The organism is Streptomyces sp. NPDC047061, from assembly GCF_040643955.1.
Lineage (GTDB): Bacteria > Actinomycetota > Actinomycetes > Streptomycetales > Streptomycetaceae > Streptomyces.
In genome coordinates, this window is sequence record NZ_JBEYVI010000017.1 from 63,125 (window position 1) to 78,921 (window position 15,797).

14 protein-coding genes and 2 pseudogenes are annotated in these 15,797 nt (G+C 73.1%); 9 read left to right on the forward strand and 7 right to left on the reverse strand.

All coding sequences use genetic code 11. The features are described 5' to 3' along the window. Positions 1–254 precede the first annotated feature (254 nt). Together ABZ887_RS24225 and ABZ887_RS24230 are read right to left on the reverse strand one after the other, a co-directional pair. Positions 255–1,265: an iron ABC transporter permease gene (locus tag ABZ887_RS24225; RefSeq protein ID WP_361292982.1), complete on the reverse strand. Its 1,011-nt coding sequence runs from the start codon at positions 1,263–1,265 to the stop codon at positions 255–257. Between the two features lie 32 nt (positions 1,266–1,297). Then, positions 1,298–1,585 (reverse strand): annotated as a pseudogene (locus tag ABZ887_RS24230) (ABC transporter substrate-binding protein); the annotation flags it as partial. Positions 1,586–1,673: 88 nt separating this feature from the next. Between ABZ887_RS24230 and ABZ887_RS24235 the strand changes: the two are divergent. The 3 genes and pseudogenes from ABZ887_RS24235 to ABZ887_RS24245 form a co-directional block, all read left to right on the forward strand. Continuing rightward, positions 1,674–2,411, forward strand: a pseudogene (locus ABZ887_RS24235) (HtaA domain-containing protein); the annotation flags it as partial. 14 nt (positions 2,412–2,425) lie between these two features. Beyond that, positions 2,426–3,904: an HtaA domain-containing protein gene (locus tag ABZ887_RS24240; protein WP_361292767.1), complete on the forward strand. Its 1,479-nt coding sequence runs from the start codon at positions 2,426–2,428 to the stop codon at positions 3,902–3,904. A gap of 24 nt (positions 3,905–3,928) precedes the next feature. Beyond that, positions 3,929–4,600 (forward strand): PhzF family phenazine biosynthesis protein, encoded by a 672-nt coding sequence (locus ABZ887_RS24245; protein WP_361292769.1) that lies wholly within the window; start codon positions 3,929–3,931, stop codon positions 4,598–4,600. On the opposite strand, the gene ABZ887_RS24250 is transcribed toward ABZ887_RS24245, so the two are convergent. The 3 genes from ABZ887_RS24250 to ABZ887_RS24260 all read right to left on the reverse strand — a co-directional run bounded on the left by ABZ887_RS24250 (position 4,590) and on the right by ABZ887_RS24260 (position 6,681). Then, complete coding sequence (locus ABZ887_RS24250) at positions 4,590–4,772, reverse strand: hypothetical protein (RefSeq protein WP_361292771.1); 183 nt, start codon at positions 4,770–4,772, stop codon at positions 4,590–4,592. The two genes, ABZ887_RS24245 and ABZ887_RS24250, sit on opposite strands and share 11 nt — an antisense overlap. A gap of 62 nt (positions 4,773–4,834) precedes the next feature. Beyond that, positions 4,835–5,554, reverse strand: coding sequence for an NADPH-dependent F420 reductase (gene npdG / locus ABZ887_RS24255; RefSeq protein WP_361292773.1), 720 nt, complete (start codon positions 5,552–5,554; stop codon positions 4,835–4,837). Between the two features lie 47 nt (positions 5,555–5,601). After that, positions 5,602–6,681: a sialidase family protein gene (locus tag ABZ887_RS24260; RefSeq protein WP_361292775.1), complete on the reverse strand. Its 1,080-nt coding sequence runs from the start codon at positions 6,679–6,681 to the stop codon at positions 5,602–5,604. 80 nt (positions 6,682–6,761) lie between these two features. On the opposite strand from ABZ887_RS24260, the gene ABZ887_RS24265 reads away from it, so the two are divergent. Continuing rightward, entirely contained in the window at positions 6,762–7,361 is a 600-nt protein-coding gene (locus tag ABZ887_RS24265; RefSeq protein ID WP_361292777.1) for a hypothetical protein, read from the forward strand. Between the two features lie 380 nt (positions 7,362–7,741). After that, positions 7,742–9,034: an MFS transporter gene (locus ABZ887_RS24270; RefSeq protein WP_361292779.1), complete on the forward strand. Its 1,293-nt coding sequence runs from the start codon at positions 7,742–7,744 to the stop codon at positions 9,032–9,034. Here the strand turns inward: ABZ887_RS24270 and ABZ887_RS24275 are convergent, their stop codons facing one another. After that, positions 9,035–9,268, reverse strand: a complete 234-nt coding sequence (locus tag ABZ887_RS24275) for a hypothetical protein (RefSeq protein WP_361292781.1) — start codon at positions 9,266–9,268, stop codon at positions 9,035–9,037. A 58-nt stretch (positions 9,269–9,326) separates the two neighbouring features. On the opposite strand from ABZ887_RS24275, the gene map reads away from it, so the two are divergent. Together map and ABZ887_RS24285 are read left to right on the forward strand one after the other, a co-directional pair. After that, positions 9,327–10,184 carry a type I methionyl aminopeptidase gene (gene map / locus ABZ887_RS24280; RefSeq protein WP_361292782.1) on the forward strand — a complete coding sequence of 286 codons (858 nt, stop codon included), beginning with the start codon at positions 9,327–9,329 and terminating at the stop codon, positions 10,182–10,184. A 147-nt stretch (positions 10,185–10,331) separates the two neighbouring features. Then, positions 10,332–10,979, forward strand: a complete 648-nt coding sequence (locus ABZ887_RS24285; RefSeq protein WP_361292784.1) for a biliverdin-producing heme oxygenase — start codon at positions 10,332–10,334, stop codon at positions 10,977–10,979. A gap of 14 nt (positions 10,980–10,993) precedes the next feature. Here ABZ887_RS24285 and ABZ887_RS24290 read toward each other — a convergent pair whose 3' ends face one another. Beyond that, a complete protein-coding gene (locus tag ABZ887_RS24290; protein ID WP_361292786.1) occupies positions 10,994–11,794 on the reverse strand; it encodes a site-2 protease family protein in 801 nt (266 codons plus the stop codon). Positions 11,795–11,933: 139 nt separating this feature from the next. On the opposite strand from ABZ887_RS24290, the gene ABZ887_RS24295 reads away from it, so the two are divergent. Together ABZ887_RS24295 and ABZ887_RS24300 are read left to right on the forward strand one after the other, a co-directional pair. Continuing rightward, positions 11,934–12,479 (forward strand): Uma2 family endonuclease, encoded by a 546-nt coding sequence (locus ABZ887_RS24295; protein WP_361292788.1) that lies wholly within the window; start codon positions 11,934–11,936, stop codon positions 12,477–12,479. Positions 12,480–12,514: 35 nt separating this feature from the next. Further along, entirely contained in the window at positions 12,515–15,781 is a 3,267-nt protein-coding gene (locus ABZ887_RS24300) for a BTAD domain-containing putative transcriptional regulator (RefSeq protein WP_361292789.1), read from the forward strand. Positions 15,782–15,797: the final 16 nt, after the last annotated feature.

Below are 15,797 nucleotides of genomic sequence, written 5' to 3' on the forward strand. Positions count from 1 at the left end.
GGCGGAGGCGCGTTCGAGGCCTGCGGGCCTGGGGCGAACAGGTGGGCGGTGGTGCCCTGTCAGGGCTCGGGGCGTGTCGAAAGGGGTGGCGGCAGCGCCCCGGAAGGGGCGCGGGGAACTGCGCGACCAGCCACGACGGCGGCGCACCCGGCGGCGGACCGGCACCGCCGACGGCGAGGCCCGGTCGGCGGCGCACCCGGCGGCGGACCGGCACCGCCGACGGCGAGGCCTGCTCGGCGCCGTGACCCGCATCGCTACGCCCACCCCCCTTGCCGGCGCCGTGTCCTCCGTAGCAGCCAGAAGAAGAACGGGCTGCCGAGGAGGGCCGTGAGGAGGCCGAGGGGGAGTTCCGCCGGGGCGGACACCGTGCGGGCGGTGAGGTCGGCGGTCAGGAGGGTGACCGCCCCCAGCAGCGCGCTGCCCGGGACGAGGAAGCGGTGCCCCGGCCCCGCCGCCATCCGCAGGACGTGCGGGACGACCAGGCCCACGAAGCCGATGATCCCCGACACGCTCACCGCCGCCGCCGTGAGGAGGGCGATGACCAGGACCAGGGTGAGCCGCAGGCGTTCGACGTCGACGCCCAGGTGCCGGGCCGGGCGTTCGCCGAGGGAGAGAAGGTCGAGACGGCGGGCGTAGCGGGGCGCCAGGGCGAGGCCGAGCACGGCGCACGGGAGTACCGCCAGCACCTTCGACCATGTCGCCTGGGACAGCGAACCCAGCTGCCAGAACGTGATCTGGTTGACCGCCGCGGTGTCCGCGAAGAAGAGGAACAGCCCGATCAGCGCCCCCGCGAACGCGTTCACCGCGATACCCGTCAGGATCAGGGTCACCACCTCGGTACGGCCTCCGGAACGCGCCATCGCGTACACCAGCAGCACCGTCGCCAGCCCCGCCCCGAACGCGCACACCGACACCGTCCAGGTCCCGAGGAAGTCGAGCCCGAACGCGATCACCCCGACCGCCCCCACCGCGGCCCCCGAGGAGACCCCGATCACCCCGGGCTCGGCGAGCGGGTTGCCGAACACGCCCTGCATCACCGCCCCCGCACACCCCAGCGAGGCACCGACGAGCAGCGCCAGCACGATCCGCGGGAAGCGGACGTTCCAGAGGACGGACTCGGGCACCCGGCCCAGCGCCGTACCGCCGAGTCCGGCGCGGTGCAGGACCGAGCCCAGCACGTCCCCGGTCGGAATGGGATACGCCCCGAGCCCCGCAGCCACCGGCACCAGTACGACCAGCACCGCGACCAGCCCCAGCGCGAGCAGCCACCCGACCGTCGGCCTCCCTCCGTGCCCGCTCACTTCGCGCCGCCCCCGTACAACTGCGTCACCACGGACTTCAACACCTGGTCCGTGCGCGGCCCGTAGTTGAGCAGCACCCCGTCCTCCACCGACACCACCCGCCGGTCCATCCCGGCCGGGGTCTGCGCCACCCCCGGGATCCTCACCAGACCGTCGACGCCCCCGACCGAGTCGAGTCCCTTGGTCATGACGAGAATCGCGTCCGGCGCGGCCTTGACGAGCGCCTCGGCGGTGATGGCGGTGAAGTCCTTCGTCAGCCCGGACCCGACCCCGGCGTCCACGGCCCGTGCCCCGACCCCCACCGCCACGCCGAAGCCCACCAAGTCGGCCGCGAAGAAGGCGACTTCCGGGGCGGATCACGCCATTGCGGCCGGTGCCGTCGACTGGGGCGTGCGCCGCACCTTCCGCGAGTACGTCACCGGTGACATCGCCCGCGGCAGGTGGACGCTGACCGGCGGAGCCGAGGACGGCGGTGCCCTCTTCCGCTTCCCGAAGGGCGAAGGGACGTACCGCGACGGCGCGTTGACGGCGCACTTCGCGGGCGCCGTCCGCTTCACCGGCGACCACGGCCTCGACCTGGGACTGAGCGCGGTCAGGGTCACCGTCGAGGACGGCACGGGCACCCTCTACGCCGACGTCGACAGCGACGCCTTCACCGGCGACAAGGTCCCGCTGGTCACCTTCACCGCCGGGGACTTCACCGCGAAGAAGGGGCTCGCCTCGGTCACCGAGGCCCCCGCGAAGCTCACCGCCCAAGGCGCCAGGGCCTTCGCCGGGATGTACCGGGCCGGCACCGCCATGGACCCGGTCTCCCTCGCCGTCGCCCTCACCACCGACACCGTCCTGCCTGCCCTGCCCGACCTGGGCAGCGCGGCCGACGAGACGGAGACGCCCGCGCCCGGCCCCACCTCGGCGCGGCCACTGGCCGACGACACCGCGGCCGCCGACGGCGACGGCACCCCCGTCCTGACCGTCGTCCTCACCACGGGTGCCCTGCTGGCGGCCGCCGCGCTCTTCGCGGTCGCCGTCCGCAGGCGCCGCACCCGCCCGGCGGCCGGGCCCGCCCCCGCCGGCGAGGACCGACCCACCCACACCCCCGAACACCCCTGAGGAGCCACAGGCCCATGCTTGCCACCACACCCGGATCCCTCGCCCTCGCCGCCGCCGTGGCGGTCACCCTGGGTGCCGGCGCGCTGACCGCCGCGACCACCGCGTCGGCCGCCGAAGTCCCGCTCAGCGGCTACGAGTTGACCTGGGGCATCAAGCAGTCGTACCGCACCTACGTGACCGGGATGGCGGCCGGTGCCTTCACCCCGTCCGACGGCGCCTCGCAGGCCGCGGGCAACGGCGCCTTCACCTTCACCCTGGGCGCCGGCAGCTACGACTCCGACGCGCACACCGTCGCCCTCGCCTTCCAGGGCAGCCTCCGCATCTCCTCCCAGCTGCACGGCTTCGACCTCACCCTGTCCGACGTGCGGTTCGACAGCGGGGCCGCGGAGATCACCGCCGACGTGACCCGCAACGGCACGACGACCGACGACGTGCCGCTCGCGACGGTGACCGTCACCCGCGCGATGACGGACATGACGACCACCCTCACCAAGCAGGCCGCGGACGTCCTCGGCAGCGCGGGCTACGAGGGCGCGGCCGGCGACCCGCTGACGGTCGTCCAGACGACCGCACAGTCCCCGACGCCCAGCGCCTCCGCGTCCACGAGCACCTCCCCGTCGCCGTCGCCGTCCGCGTCGGCCTCGGCGAGCACGTCCGCGTCCCCTTCGGCGTCCGCCTCCACGTCCGCGTCCACGTCCGCCTCGCCCTCCGCCTCCGAGCCCGAGGAGACCCCGGCCGAGGGCGACATAGCCGACGGCACCCTCACCTGGGGCGTGAAGGAGTCCTTCCGCACGTATGTCGTCGGCAGCGTGGCCAACGGGAGGATCACCGTCTCCGGCGGGGCCACCCAGGCCGCCGGCAACGGCGTCTTCACCTTCACCGACGCGACCGGCACCTACGACACCGACGCCGGCACCCTCACCACCGCTTTCGGGGGCGCGGTCAACTTCAAGGGCCACGAGAGCGACGGCACCTACGCCCTCGACCTCACCCTCTCCGGCGTCCGCGCGACGATCGCCGACGGCAAGGGCACCCTGACCGCCGACGTCACCAGCCTCGGCACCACCACCGAGGACGTCGAACTCGCCGACCTGAAGGCCGGATCCGCCGACCTGACCGCCACGGACGACGTCATCACCCTGGACGACGTCACCGCCACCCTCACCGAGGCCGGCGCGAAGGCGTTCAGCGGCTACTACACCGCGGGCACCGCACTCGACCCGCTGGACCTCTCCATCGCCCTGACGGACGACGCCCAGCTCCCGTCTGGCGACGACGGGGCGACCGGCACCCCGACCGCCACCGCTTCGGACGACACCACCGGTTCGGCGAGCGGCGGTGCCGTCGCCTCCACGACGGGCGGCACGGGTGGTGCCCTCGCCTCCACCGGCTCGGCCCTTCCGGCAGCCGCCCTCGGCACGGCGGCAGCCGTCACCGTCGCCGCGGGCGCGGGTGTCGTGTATGCGATGCGCAGGCGTCGTACCCAGGGGTGACGCCGCGAGTGCTTCAATGCCGGAGTGACTGACTACGACGTGCTGCGTGTCTTCTGCGCGGCGAACGGCGGATACGGCAACGAGCTCGGGGTCGTCCGCGACGGCTCCGTGCTGCCCGCGCGGGAGGACCGGCAGGCGCTGGCGGCGAAGCTCGGGTTCAGCGAGACCGTGTTCGTGGACGACCCCGAGCGCGGGGCCGTCGACATCTACACCCCCACCCTGCGCCTGCCGTTCGCCGGCCACCCCTGCGTCGGCACGGCCTGGCTGCTGGACGTACCCGAACTGGTCACCCCGGCCGGCGTGGTCGGCGCCCGGCTGGACGGGGAGTTCAGCTGGATCGAGGCGCTCCCGGAGTGGGTCCCGCCGCGCACCCTGCGCCAGTACGCCACGGCCGCCCAGGTCGACGCGCTGCCGGTGCCGCCGCCGGGGGAGTGGATCTACGCCTGGGCGTGGGAGGACGAGTCGGCCGGGCGGATCCGCGCCCGTGCCTTCCCGGGCCGCGACGACGGCATCGACGAGGACGAGGCGACCGGTGCGGCGGCGCTGCTGCTCACCGCGGAACTGGGCCGGGCCCTGAACATCACCCAGGGCAGGGGCTCGCAGATCCTTACCGCGCCCCAGCCGTTCGGCTGGGTGGAGATCGGCGGGCGGGTCCTCCTGGAAGGCCCGGAGAAGCAGCCGGGGATCAGCTGGTGACCGACTTGTCGGCGCGCCCGCGCCGCACGTAGTACCAGGTCATGTTCGACGACAGCCCCGTCAGCAGCACCCAGACCACGCCGATCGGCCAGCTGCCCTGGACGAAGGAGACGACGGCGGCGGCGACGGCGAGGACGCAGACGATCAGCGCGTAGAGGGCGAGGCGGGGCATGAGATCGCTTTCCTGACGAGTGCGGGGGACACTGCTGGCGCCCACCAGTGTCCCCCATCCCCTCAGACGTCCGTGACGCGGAGCCCGGCGTGTGCCTTGTAGCGGCGGTTGACCGAGATCAGGTTCGCGACCAGGGACTCCACCTGGTGGGCGTTGCGCAGCCGTCCCGCGAAGACGCCGCGCATCCCGGGGATGCGCCCGGCCAGCGCCTGCACGACCTCCACGTCGGCCCGCACCTCGCCGAGCACCATCACATCGGTGTCGATCTCCTCGATCTCCGGGTCCTGGAGGAGTACGGCGGAGAGATGGTGGAAGGCGGCCGTGACCCGGGAGTCCGGCAGCAGCGCCGCGGCCTGCTGCGCCGCGCTGCCCTCCTCCGGCTTGAGCGCGTAGGCGCCCTGCTTGTCGAAGCCGAGCGGGTTGACGCAGTCCACGACCAGCTTGCCGGCCAGTTCCTCGCGCAGTGACTCCAGCGTCTTGCCGTGCCCGTCCCACGGTACGGCGACGATCACGAGGTCGCTGCGGCGCGCGCACTCGGCGTTGTCGGCGCCCTCGACACCGTGCCCGAGCTCGTCGGCGGCGGCCTGCGCGCGCTCGGCGGCCCGGGAGCCGATGATCACCTTCTGGCCGGCCCGGGCCAGCCGGTAGGCGAGGCCCTTGCCCTGCGGGCCGGTGCCGCCGAGCACCCCCACGACCAGACCGGAGACGTCGGGCAGGTCCCAGGGATCCTTGGCGGCGGCCTTCTCGGCCGCCGGCTGCTGTGCACTGTCGGTAGAGGTCATGGGCCGACTCTACGTCCGGGCCGACGGCCGTACCCGGCCAGGTTCGGTCAGGTGAGCCGGTTCACGGGCACCCGGCGGAAGGTGATCGTCGTGTACGCGCTGAAGTCACCGGTCTCGTACAGGAGCCCGACGGTGGCCGCGTCGATCCGGGTCAGGTCGGAGTAGGCGGCGGGCAGCCCGTCCACGGTGTGCACGGACCGCCAGGTGGTCCCGCCGTCGGCGGAGGCGCGGATCGTCATCAGGGCGCGGCTCGCCGCATCGCCGGGTCCGGAGTACAGCAGCAGGTCCGGATCGCGGAGTTGGAGCACGCTGGCCTGGCAGACGGGTGCGGTGAGCCCGGCCTGCGGCCGGAAGGGCTTCACGAGGGTGCGCCCGCCGTCCGCCGAGTGCGCGTCGGCCCTGTTCCCCGGCGCCGGGGAGTCGTTGCGCGTGTTGAAGTAGACGCGCCCGTCGGGCAGTTCGGCGGCGGTGGTCTCGTTCACGTTGATGTACCCGTTGGTGTTCTCGTCGAGGTAGCCGAGGTACCAGGTCTCCCCGTGGTCGTCGCTGAGCAGGCAGTGCCCGCTGTTGTACCTGCCCTCGGTGCCGTTGTCCGTCCCGGTGGGCGGCAGGGTGTGGTTGGCGGCCACGACCACCCGCCCCGAACGCAGTTGCAGCGCATGCCCGGGCGTGGTGGCGTACCACCGCCACCCGGCCTTCTTCACCGACTTGGTGATCTCCTTCGGCGCGGACCAGGTCACTCCGTCGTCGTCACTGTGCTGCACCCAGACCCGCCGCCCGTCGGCGTCCGGCACCTGCCCGCGCAGGATGGCGTCCTCGGTGGCGGAGGCGGCGCTGCGGACGTGCACCAGCAGGATGCGGCCGGTGTCGAGGACGACGGGGGCGGGGTTCCCGGCGAGATCGGTCCCGTTGCTCGCGGCGACCTGGAGCGCCCCCCAGGTACGCCCCCCGTCCCCCGACCTCTTCAGGACGACGTCGATGTGCCCGTGGTCGGCGGCCGAGTCGACTCTCCCCTCGCAGAAGGCGAGCACGGTGCCGGCCCGGGAGACCACCACCGCCGGGATCCGGAAACTGGCGTAGCCCTCTTTGCCGGCGCGAAAGGGAATGCTTGCTTCTACGTCGCTCATGGGCCGCCTTCTCCCCGGTTCGGGCGAATTCGGAGTGAACTCCGCGTCACGAGTGTCCGATTGCGGCAGTATGCGGGGGCATGGACGCCGTACGGGTCGCGCTGTTGCGCGAAGTGCTCGCCGGGACCGAGTGGTTGACCGCGACGCGGAGATTCGCGGGGGCGCTGCGCGGTTCGGTGGTGACGCACGGCGGCGGACTCCTCCTCCTCGGCACCCCGGACCACGAACCCTGGCATCTCGCCGCGCACCTGGTGGACGAGGCGGCGTGGTCCGGTACGCCGGAACTGGCGCCGACCCTCGTACGGCACGACGCGCGTCCCACCGACCCGGCGCACCTCGCGGTCGGCCCCGGGCGCATCGAGACGGCCCGCCGCGGCGAGACACTGCTCGTGGTGGCGCCGGGTGACGCCGAACCCCTGCTGGAGCGGATCCACACCGCCCGCCGCGCCGGCGTGACGGTCCTGGCCCTCTCCACCACCACCGACGACGCGCTCACCGCCATGGCCCACGAGACGCTCACCGTCCCCGAGGCCGCGGAACTGGACCTGGACACGGTCCAGCACCTGGTCAGCGCGGCGGCCGGAGAGAACGGCCCGTCGCCGAGAAGCCACCGCCGCTTCCGCGACCGCCTCGCCCACCTGGCGGAGACGGTGATGGCCCCGCCCCCGACCCTCTGGTGACCTTTCCCGCCCACCCACCCGACTCGCTCAGTCAACTGCCTTCGGCAGCACCGTGGAAGGGCAGGGGCCCCGGCCCCGGATGTCGGCTGCGGGCACGTAGTGGTTGCTCGCGCAGTTCCCCGCGCCCCTTCAGGGCGCGTTGGTGCAGCGCCCCTTCAGGGGCGCGGGGCTGTATTCGATATGCGGCTCCGCCGCGTGGGCGCGACCAGCCCCCACCGAGCCGCACCCCATCGAGCGGCACCCACCCGGCCCCGCCCCCTTGCCCTTGGCTGATCGATTCGGCCCGCCCCACTCCTCACCTCTCCACCAACCGAGTCGGGTGGGTGGGTGGGCCGAAAAGCGGTTGAGACAGCGGGGCCGGCCGTTCAGCATGGGTCGGCGTGAGCCGCCTCCTCCCCGACCTCGCCCCCTGGCACGCCTCCGCCGACTTCCGGCGCCTGTGGGTCTCCGGGCTGGTCAGCAACTTCGGGAGTTTCCTGACGTTCGTCGCGCTCCCGGTGCAGATCAAGGACCTCACCGGGTCCGCGACCGCCGTAGGAGCCATCGGCGCGGTCGAGCTGCTTCCGCTCGTCCTGTTCGGGCTGTACGGCGGCGCCCTCGCCGACGCCCTCGACAAGCGCAAGCTGATCGTCCGGACCGAGGCCGCTCAGGGGCTGCTCAGCGCGGGGCTGCTGGTCAACGCCCTGCTGCCGCACCCGGCGGTATGGCCGCTGTACGTCGTCGCCGCGCTCTCCTCCGCCCTCGGGTCGGTCCAGCGCCCGGCGCTCGACTCGCTCTGGCCGAGGATCGTCGCCCATGACGACCTCCCGGCCGCGGCGGCCCTCAACTCGTTCCGCTGGACGGTCGGCGGCGTCGCGGGCCCCGCGGTCGCCGGCCTGGTCGTGGCGTACGCGGGTCTCGGCTGGGCCTACGGTGCCGATCTCGTGACGTTCCTGGTCTCCGTCGTCCTGATCGTCCCCATCGCCGCGTCTCCCGCCTCCCACGAGGCCGCCCGGCCCTCCCTCCGCTCCATCGTGGAAGGCGCCCGCTACGCCTGGAGCCGCAAGGAACTCCTCGGCACCTACGCCGTCGACCTCGCCGCGATGTTCCTCGCGATGCCGCTCGCCGTACTCCCGTTCCTGGCCGACGACTTGCACGCGGAGTGGTCCCTGGGGCTGATGTACGCGAGCGTCCCGGCCGGAGCGCTCGTCGTGAGCCTCGTCAGCGGCTGGACGTCCCGCGTGCACCGGCACGGGCGGATGGTGGTGCTGGCCGCCGCGCTGTGGGGCCTCGCGATCGCCGCCGCCGGCGCCGTGGCGAACGTGTGGCTGGTGCTGTTCTTCCTCGCGGTCGCCGGCGGCTGCGACATGGTCAGCGGGATCTTCCGCGGCATCATGTGGAACCAGACGATCCCCGACGAACTGCGCGGCCGGCTCGCCGGGATCGAGCTGCTGTCGTACTCGGTGGGCCCGACCCTCGGCCAGATCCGCTCCGGCGGTATGGCCGGATGGCTCGGCGTACGGGCGTCCGTCGGCGCGGGCGGCCTGCTCTGCACCGGCGCGGTCGGCCTGCTGGCCCTGTGCCTGCCCGCCCTGATGTCGTACGACGCGCGGACGAACGAACACGCCGTACGACTCCGCGCCCGGCGCACCGCCGAAGCCGCAACCGGGGCCGCGCCCGCTCGGCCCTCCTGATCAGTCCTCGTCCGAGGCGTCCCCCGCCGGCGCGTCGTGCCACTTCGGGTCGTTCTCCCACTGGAGGTTGCGTTCCCGCGCGATCTCCATCGCGTGCTCGGCCTCCTCACGGGTGGCGTAAGGGCCGAACCGGTCCTTGGCGGGGCACTCCGGGCCCTCCTCGACCTTCTGGTGCTGCAGGCAGTAGTACCACTCGCCCGCCTTCGCGACGGTCCGCTTCTTGAACAGGGCCATGACCGGCTCCTTTCGCCATCCACATGTTCCCCCATGCCCGCTGGTTAGACTCGCTGGCATGTCTGGCCAGTCGCTGCTCGTACCAGGGGAGCTCTCTCCCACCCGTTCGGTACCCGGAAACATCCGCCGCCCCGAGTACGTCGGCAAACCCGCGCCGACCCCGTACACCGGGCCGGAGGTGCAGACCCCGGAGACCATCGAGGCGATGCGCATCGCCGGCCGTATCGCCGCACAGGCGATGGAGGAGGCCGCGAAGATCATCGCGCCCGGTGTGACGACGGACGAGCTCGACAAGGTGGCGCACGCCTACATGTGCGACCACGGGGCCTACCCGTCCACCCTCGGCTACCGCGGCTTCCCCAAGTCCCTGTGCACCAGCGTCAACGAGGTCATCTGCCACGGCATTCCGGACTCGACGGTGCTCCGGGACGGGGACATCGTCAACCTGGACGTGACGGCGTACATCGGCGGGGTGCACGGCGACAACAACGCCACCTACCTGGTCGGGGACGTCGACGAGGAGAGCCGGCTCCTCGTGGAGCGGACCCGGGAGTCCCTCGACCGGGCGATCAAGGCGGTCCGGCCCGGCCGGCAGATCAACATCATCGGCCGGGTCATCGAGTCGTACGCCAAGCGCTTCGGCTACGGAGTCGTCCGCGACTTCACCGGGCACGGCATCAACTCGTCGTTCCACTCCGGGCTGATCATCCCGCACTACGACAGCCCGCAGGCGACGACCGTGATGCACCCGGGGATGACCTTCACGATCGAGCCGATGCTCACGCTCGGGACGTACGAGTACGACATGTGGGACGACGGCTGGACGGTCGTCACCAAGGACCGCAGGCGGACCGCGCAGTTCGAGCACACCCTGGTGGTGACCGACACCGGCGCGGAGATCCTGACCCTGCCGTAACCCTCCCGCTGCCGCCCGGCCCGTCCTCCCCTCGGAGGGCGGGCCTTTTTCCGGTACGCTTTTGCCGACAGGATGTCGGTAACTTTACCGACGAAGCGTCGGCAAGAGCATTGACTTAGGTAAGCCTTACCTTAGAGGATGTTGCCCATGGACTCCTTCTCGACACTCATCCGCACCGCGTCCCACGAGCAGCACGTGGCGGCGGAGACCTCGACGTTCATGAGCGACCTGCTGGGCGGCCGGCTCGGTGTGGAGGCGTACGCCCGCTACACCGAGCAGCTGTGGTTCGTGTACGAGGCGCTGGAGGACGCGGCCGGGCGGCTGGCGGCGGACCCGGTGGCGGGGCCGTTCGTGCGGCCCGAGCTGTTCCGGCTGGCGGCGCTGGAGCGCGACCTGGCGTACCTGCACGGGGCCGGGTGGCGGACGGGGCGCACGGCGCTGCCGGCGACCGAGGAGTACGCGGCGCGGGTCCGGGAGTGCGCCGAGGGCTGGGCGGGCGGGTACGTCGCCCACCACTACACCCGCTACCTCGGCGACCTCTCCGGCGGCCAGATCATCCGCGACCGGGCCGAGCGGACCTGGGGGTTCGCGCGCAGGGGCGACGGCGTCCGCTTCTACGTCTTCGAGGACATCGCCAACCCGGCCGCCTTCAAGCGGGACTACCGCGAACTGCTGGACGCGGTGCACGCCGACGACCTGGAGAAGCAGCGCATCGTGACCGAGTGCAAGCGGGCGTTCGCCCTCAACACGGCGGTGTTCCGGGAACTGGGCGAGGAGTTCCCGATGTCGGCCTGATCCCCGCCGTGCCGCTACTGGCTGATCGAGCAGAACTCGTTCGACCCCTGCCAGAAGCGGTAGAGCTGCTGCCCGCAGTACTGGTCCAGGTCCCCGACGCCCAAGTGGCGCAGCAGCGCGTCGATCACGTCGAAGAACGCGCTGTTGATCGACGGCACCCACAGCAGCGCGAACACGAAGAGCAGACCGAACGGGGCGAACGGCTCCACCTGGCGCTTGATGTTGTACGACAGCCAGGGCTCGATCACGCCGTAGCCGTCCAGGCCCGGCACCGGCAGAAAGTTCAGGATCGCGGCCGTCACCTGGAGCAGGGCGAGGAAGGCGAGCGCGAAACGGAAGTCGCGCGGGACACCGTCCAGGGCGTCGAGCCAGAAGGGGGCGGTGCAGACGGCGGCGAACAGGACGTTCGTCAGCGGACCGGCGGCGGAGACGAGGCTGTGCCGCCAGCGGCCCCGGATCCGGCTGCGCTCGATGAAGACCGCGCCGCCCGGCAGACCGATCCCGCCCATGATCACGAACAGCACCGGGAGCACGATGCTCAGCAGCGCGTGCGTGTACTTCAGCGGGTTCAGCGTCAGGTAGCCCTTGGCGCCCACCGTGATGTCCCCGCCGTGCAGGGCGGTGCGTGCGTGTGCGTACTCGTGCAGGCAGAGGGAGACGATCCAGGCCGCCGTCACGAACAGGAACACGGCGACCCCGGGCTGCTCGGCGAACCCGGACCAGGTGGCCCACCCGGTGACCGCGGTGACGGCGAGGATCCCGACGAACACGGGACTGATCCGCCGGTCACTGGGGCGGGTGGTGGTGGCGGTCATGGCGCGGGACTCCCGGGGCGCGTCGGTGGAGGTGGCGTGCGGGGTAGACCGTACAGGTGACAGGTGAAGAACGTCCTGCGGGCGGCCCGAGGTTCCTGTTAGTCGTTACGTCGACAGCGAGTCGAACCGGGAGGTGCTCATGACCCTCGCAGAGGGATGGGTCGAACTGGTCCAGGACCGGATCGACGTCCCGCGCAGCGCGCGCCTCCGGCTGACGGAGAACGGTCTGGCGTTGGTCCCCGTCACACAGGCGTACCTGACGACGGCACGGCGTATCCAGAACCAGATCGAGGCCGGGCTGCCCGGCTGGGCGGCGGTCGGCGAGTTCTCGCTGGTCCCGCCCCGAGAGGGATACAAGCCCGAACCCGCTGCCGCGGCGCTGCCGCTGGACCAGGTTCACCCGGGTGAGAGCGAGATCGACGAGGCGTTGCTGCCCTTCGTCGTCGAAGTCGTCTCCCCGGAGAGCAAGAACCGGGACTACAACACCAGGCCGAGCCACTACGCACTGCGCGGCATTCCGGTGTACCTCGTCGTCGACGTGCTCTCCGCGACCTGGACGCTCCTGACCCAGCCGGAAGACGGCACCTATCAGCGCACGCAGTCCGGCCCCTTCGGCAAGGAGATCACCATCCCCGTGGCCGGCCGGACCCTCACCCTCGACTCCTCCCAGTTCATGCGCATCTGAAACTCCGAGGCGGTGTCCCGGCGTCCCCAGGGACAATGGACCCCGTGCGCTACGCGATCCTCGGCACCACCCAGGTACTCCGCCCCGACGGCACGGCCGTCCCCATGGGCGGTTCTCGGCTGCGTGCCCTGCTGACCGTGCTCGCGCTGCGGGCCGGGCGCGGGGTGTCCGCCGGGCTGCTCGTCGACGAGGTGTGGGGCGACGAACCGCCCGCCGACGCCACCGGCGCCCTCCAGGCCCTGGTCGGCCGGCTGCGCCGGGCGCTCGGCGCGGACGCGATCGACTCCACCGACGGCGGCTACCGGCTCACCGCCGCCCCCGACGACGTCGACCTGCACCGCTTCGAGCGGCTCACCGGCGAGGGCCTGCGCGCCCTCGCCGACGGCGACCCCGCCAAGGCGGCCACCGTCCTCGACGACGCCCTCGCCCTGTGGCACGGCCCGGCCCTGGCCGACCTGCCCGACCGCACCGCCGAGGCGGCCCGCGTCGACGTCCGCCGCCTGGACGCCCTGCGCGCCCGGCACACCGCCGCCCTCGCCCTCGGCCAGGCCGAGCAGTCCCTGCCCGAGCTCACCGCCCTGTCCGACGCCCACCCCCTCGACGAACCCCTGCAGGCCCTGCGCCTGCGCGCCCTGCACAGCACCGGCCGCACCGCCGAGGCGCTGGCCGCCTACGACGACGTACGGCACCTCCTCGCCGACCGCCTCGGCTCCGACCCCGGGCCCGAACTGCGCGCCCTGCACGCCGAGCTCCTCGACCCGGCACCCACGGCGGACGAGCCGTCCCGGCCCGGCAACCTGCGCGCCCGGCTCACCTCCTTCGTCGGGCGCGAGGCCGACATCGAGACCATCCGGGGCGACCTGGCCGCCGCCCGGCTGGTCACCCTGCTCGGACCCGGCGGGGCCGGCAAGACCCGGCTGTCGCAGGAGGCCGCCGAGACCGTGCGGTACGCCGCCCGGGACGGCGTCTGGCTGGCCGAGCTGGCCCCCGTCGACGACCCGGCCGACGTCCCCGAGGCCGTGCTCAGCGCGCTCGGCGCCCGCCAGGCCGTGCTGTACGGCGGCGGCGCCGAGACCATGCGGGCCGCCGCCGACCGGCACGACGACCCGGTCGAGCGGCTCGTCGAGCACTGCGCCCGGCGTCGGATGGTGCTCGTCCTCGACAACTGCGAGCACGTCGTCGACGCGGCGGCCGACCTGGCGGCCCGGCTCCTGGAGCGCTGCCCGGACCTGACGATCCTCGCCACCAGCCGCGAACCCCTCGGCGTACCGGGGGAGTTGCTGCGCCCGGTGGAGCCGCTGCCCGAGCCGGTGGCGCTCCGGCTGCTCGCCGACCGGGGCGCCGCGGCCCGCCCCGGCTTCACGGTCGGCGCCGACGACGAGACCGCGGCCGCGTGCGCCGAGATCTGCCGCCGCCTGGACGGACTGCCCCTCGCCATCGAACTGGCCGCCGCCCGACTGCGGATGCTGACCCCGCGCCAGATAGCCGACCGGCTCGACGACCGCTTCCGCCTCCTCACCTCCGGCAGCCGTACCGTGCTGCCCCGCCAGCAGACCCTGCGCGCGGTCGTCGACTGGTCCTGGGACCTGCTCGACGCCGGCGAACGCGACGTCCTCGGCCGCCTCTCCCTCTTCGCGGGCGGCTGCGACCTGGCCGCCGCCGAGGCCGTCTGCGGCCCCGCCGCCCTCGACGCACTCGGCTCACTGGTCGACAAGTCCCTGGTCGTGGCCGCCCCTTCGGGTGCGGAGGGGATGCGCTACCGGCTCCTGGAGACCGTCGCCGAGTACGCCGCCCAGCGCCTCGACGAGAGCGGCGAACGCGCCGCCGCCGAGCGCGCCCATCTGACGTACTACCGCGAACTCGCCCGCACCAACGAGCCGTCGCTCCGCGGCCCCGGCCAGCGGGCCGCCATCGCACGGCTCCAGCTGGAGTACGAGAACCTGCGCACCGCGCTGCGGCACGCCATCGCCGTACGGGACGAGGGCGAGGCGCTCTGCCTGCTGCACTCCCTGTTCTGGTACTGGCAGATGCACGACCAGCGCATCGAGACCCGCACCTGGTGCGCCGACGCCATCGCCCTCGGCCCCGACCCGTTCGCCGCGCCGCTGCGCCGGGCCGAACCGGTCTGGCAGCGCTGCACCGACACCCCGCCGCCGTACACCGGAGAGGTCCTCGCCGAGGCCCGGCGCGGCGTGCACCTGGCCCACATGGCCTGCATGGACACCGAACTGGACGTCTGGCAGACGCCGGAGGCCCAGGCCAAGCTGCGCTCGGTCACCGAGGTCTACGAGCCCGGCATGCCGCAGACCTGCCGGGCGCCGGGCATGTTCTGGTTCTTCGCCGTGATGCTGACCGGCGGCATGGACCAGCTGCGCGCGATCCTCGACGCCGCCGTCCGCACCTGCCGCGAGGCACCCGGCTACGAGTGGGAGCTGGCCGGCAGCCTCGCCATGCGCGCCAACCTGCTCGCCAACCGGGCCGCCTGGGCGGGCGACGCCACCCGGGACGCCGACGAGGCACTGGAGATCTTCCGGCGCCTCGGGGACGACTGGGGCACCGCCGAGGCCTTCTCCGGGCGCGCCGAGTCCCGGGAGCGCAGGGGCGACTACCTGGCGGCGGCCGTCGACTACGAGGCCGCCATCGAGCGGGTCGGCCGGCTCGGCGCCCGCTCCCAGACCGCCGTGCTCAACGCCCGCCTCGGCGGCGTGCTCATCGAGTCGGGCGACACCGAGCGCGGGGAACGGCTGCTGCGCCAGGTCATCGCCGACAACGAGAGCCTGAGTAACGAGGCGATGCCCGCCGCCCGGCTCTTCCTGACCACCTGGCTGCTGATCAGCGGCCGCATCCCGGAGGCCCGCGAGCAGGTCCGGCTGCTGCGCAGCGAGTTCAAGATCTCGCACTTCGTCGTCTTCGACGCCCTGATCCTCACCCAGGAGGCCTGGGTGGACGCCCTCGACGGCCGCCACGCGGAGGCGCTGACCAGGCTGCGGGACGCGCTGCGGCTCGCCGCCGACCCGCTGAGCGAGGCCATCACCCCGCATCTGCCGTCCGTCTGCCTGACCGTCGCCGCGGTCGCCCTGGCCGGCCTGGACGGGGGCGTGCGCGCCGCGGACGCCGCCCGCTGCCTCGGCGCCGCCGACGCCCTGCTGCCGCCCGGCCACCTCCAGGTCGGCCTGGAGCGCACCGCACGGGACCGGTCGGAGGCCCGCGTCCGGGCCGTCCTCGACGACGACCGTGCCTACGAGTCGGCGTACGCCGAGGGCGGTGGCCTCTCCCCCGCGGAGGCCACCGCCCTGATCTGAGGTCCTTCGGCGAGCC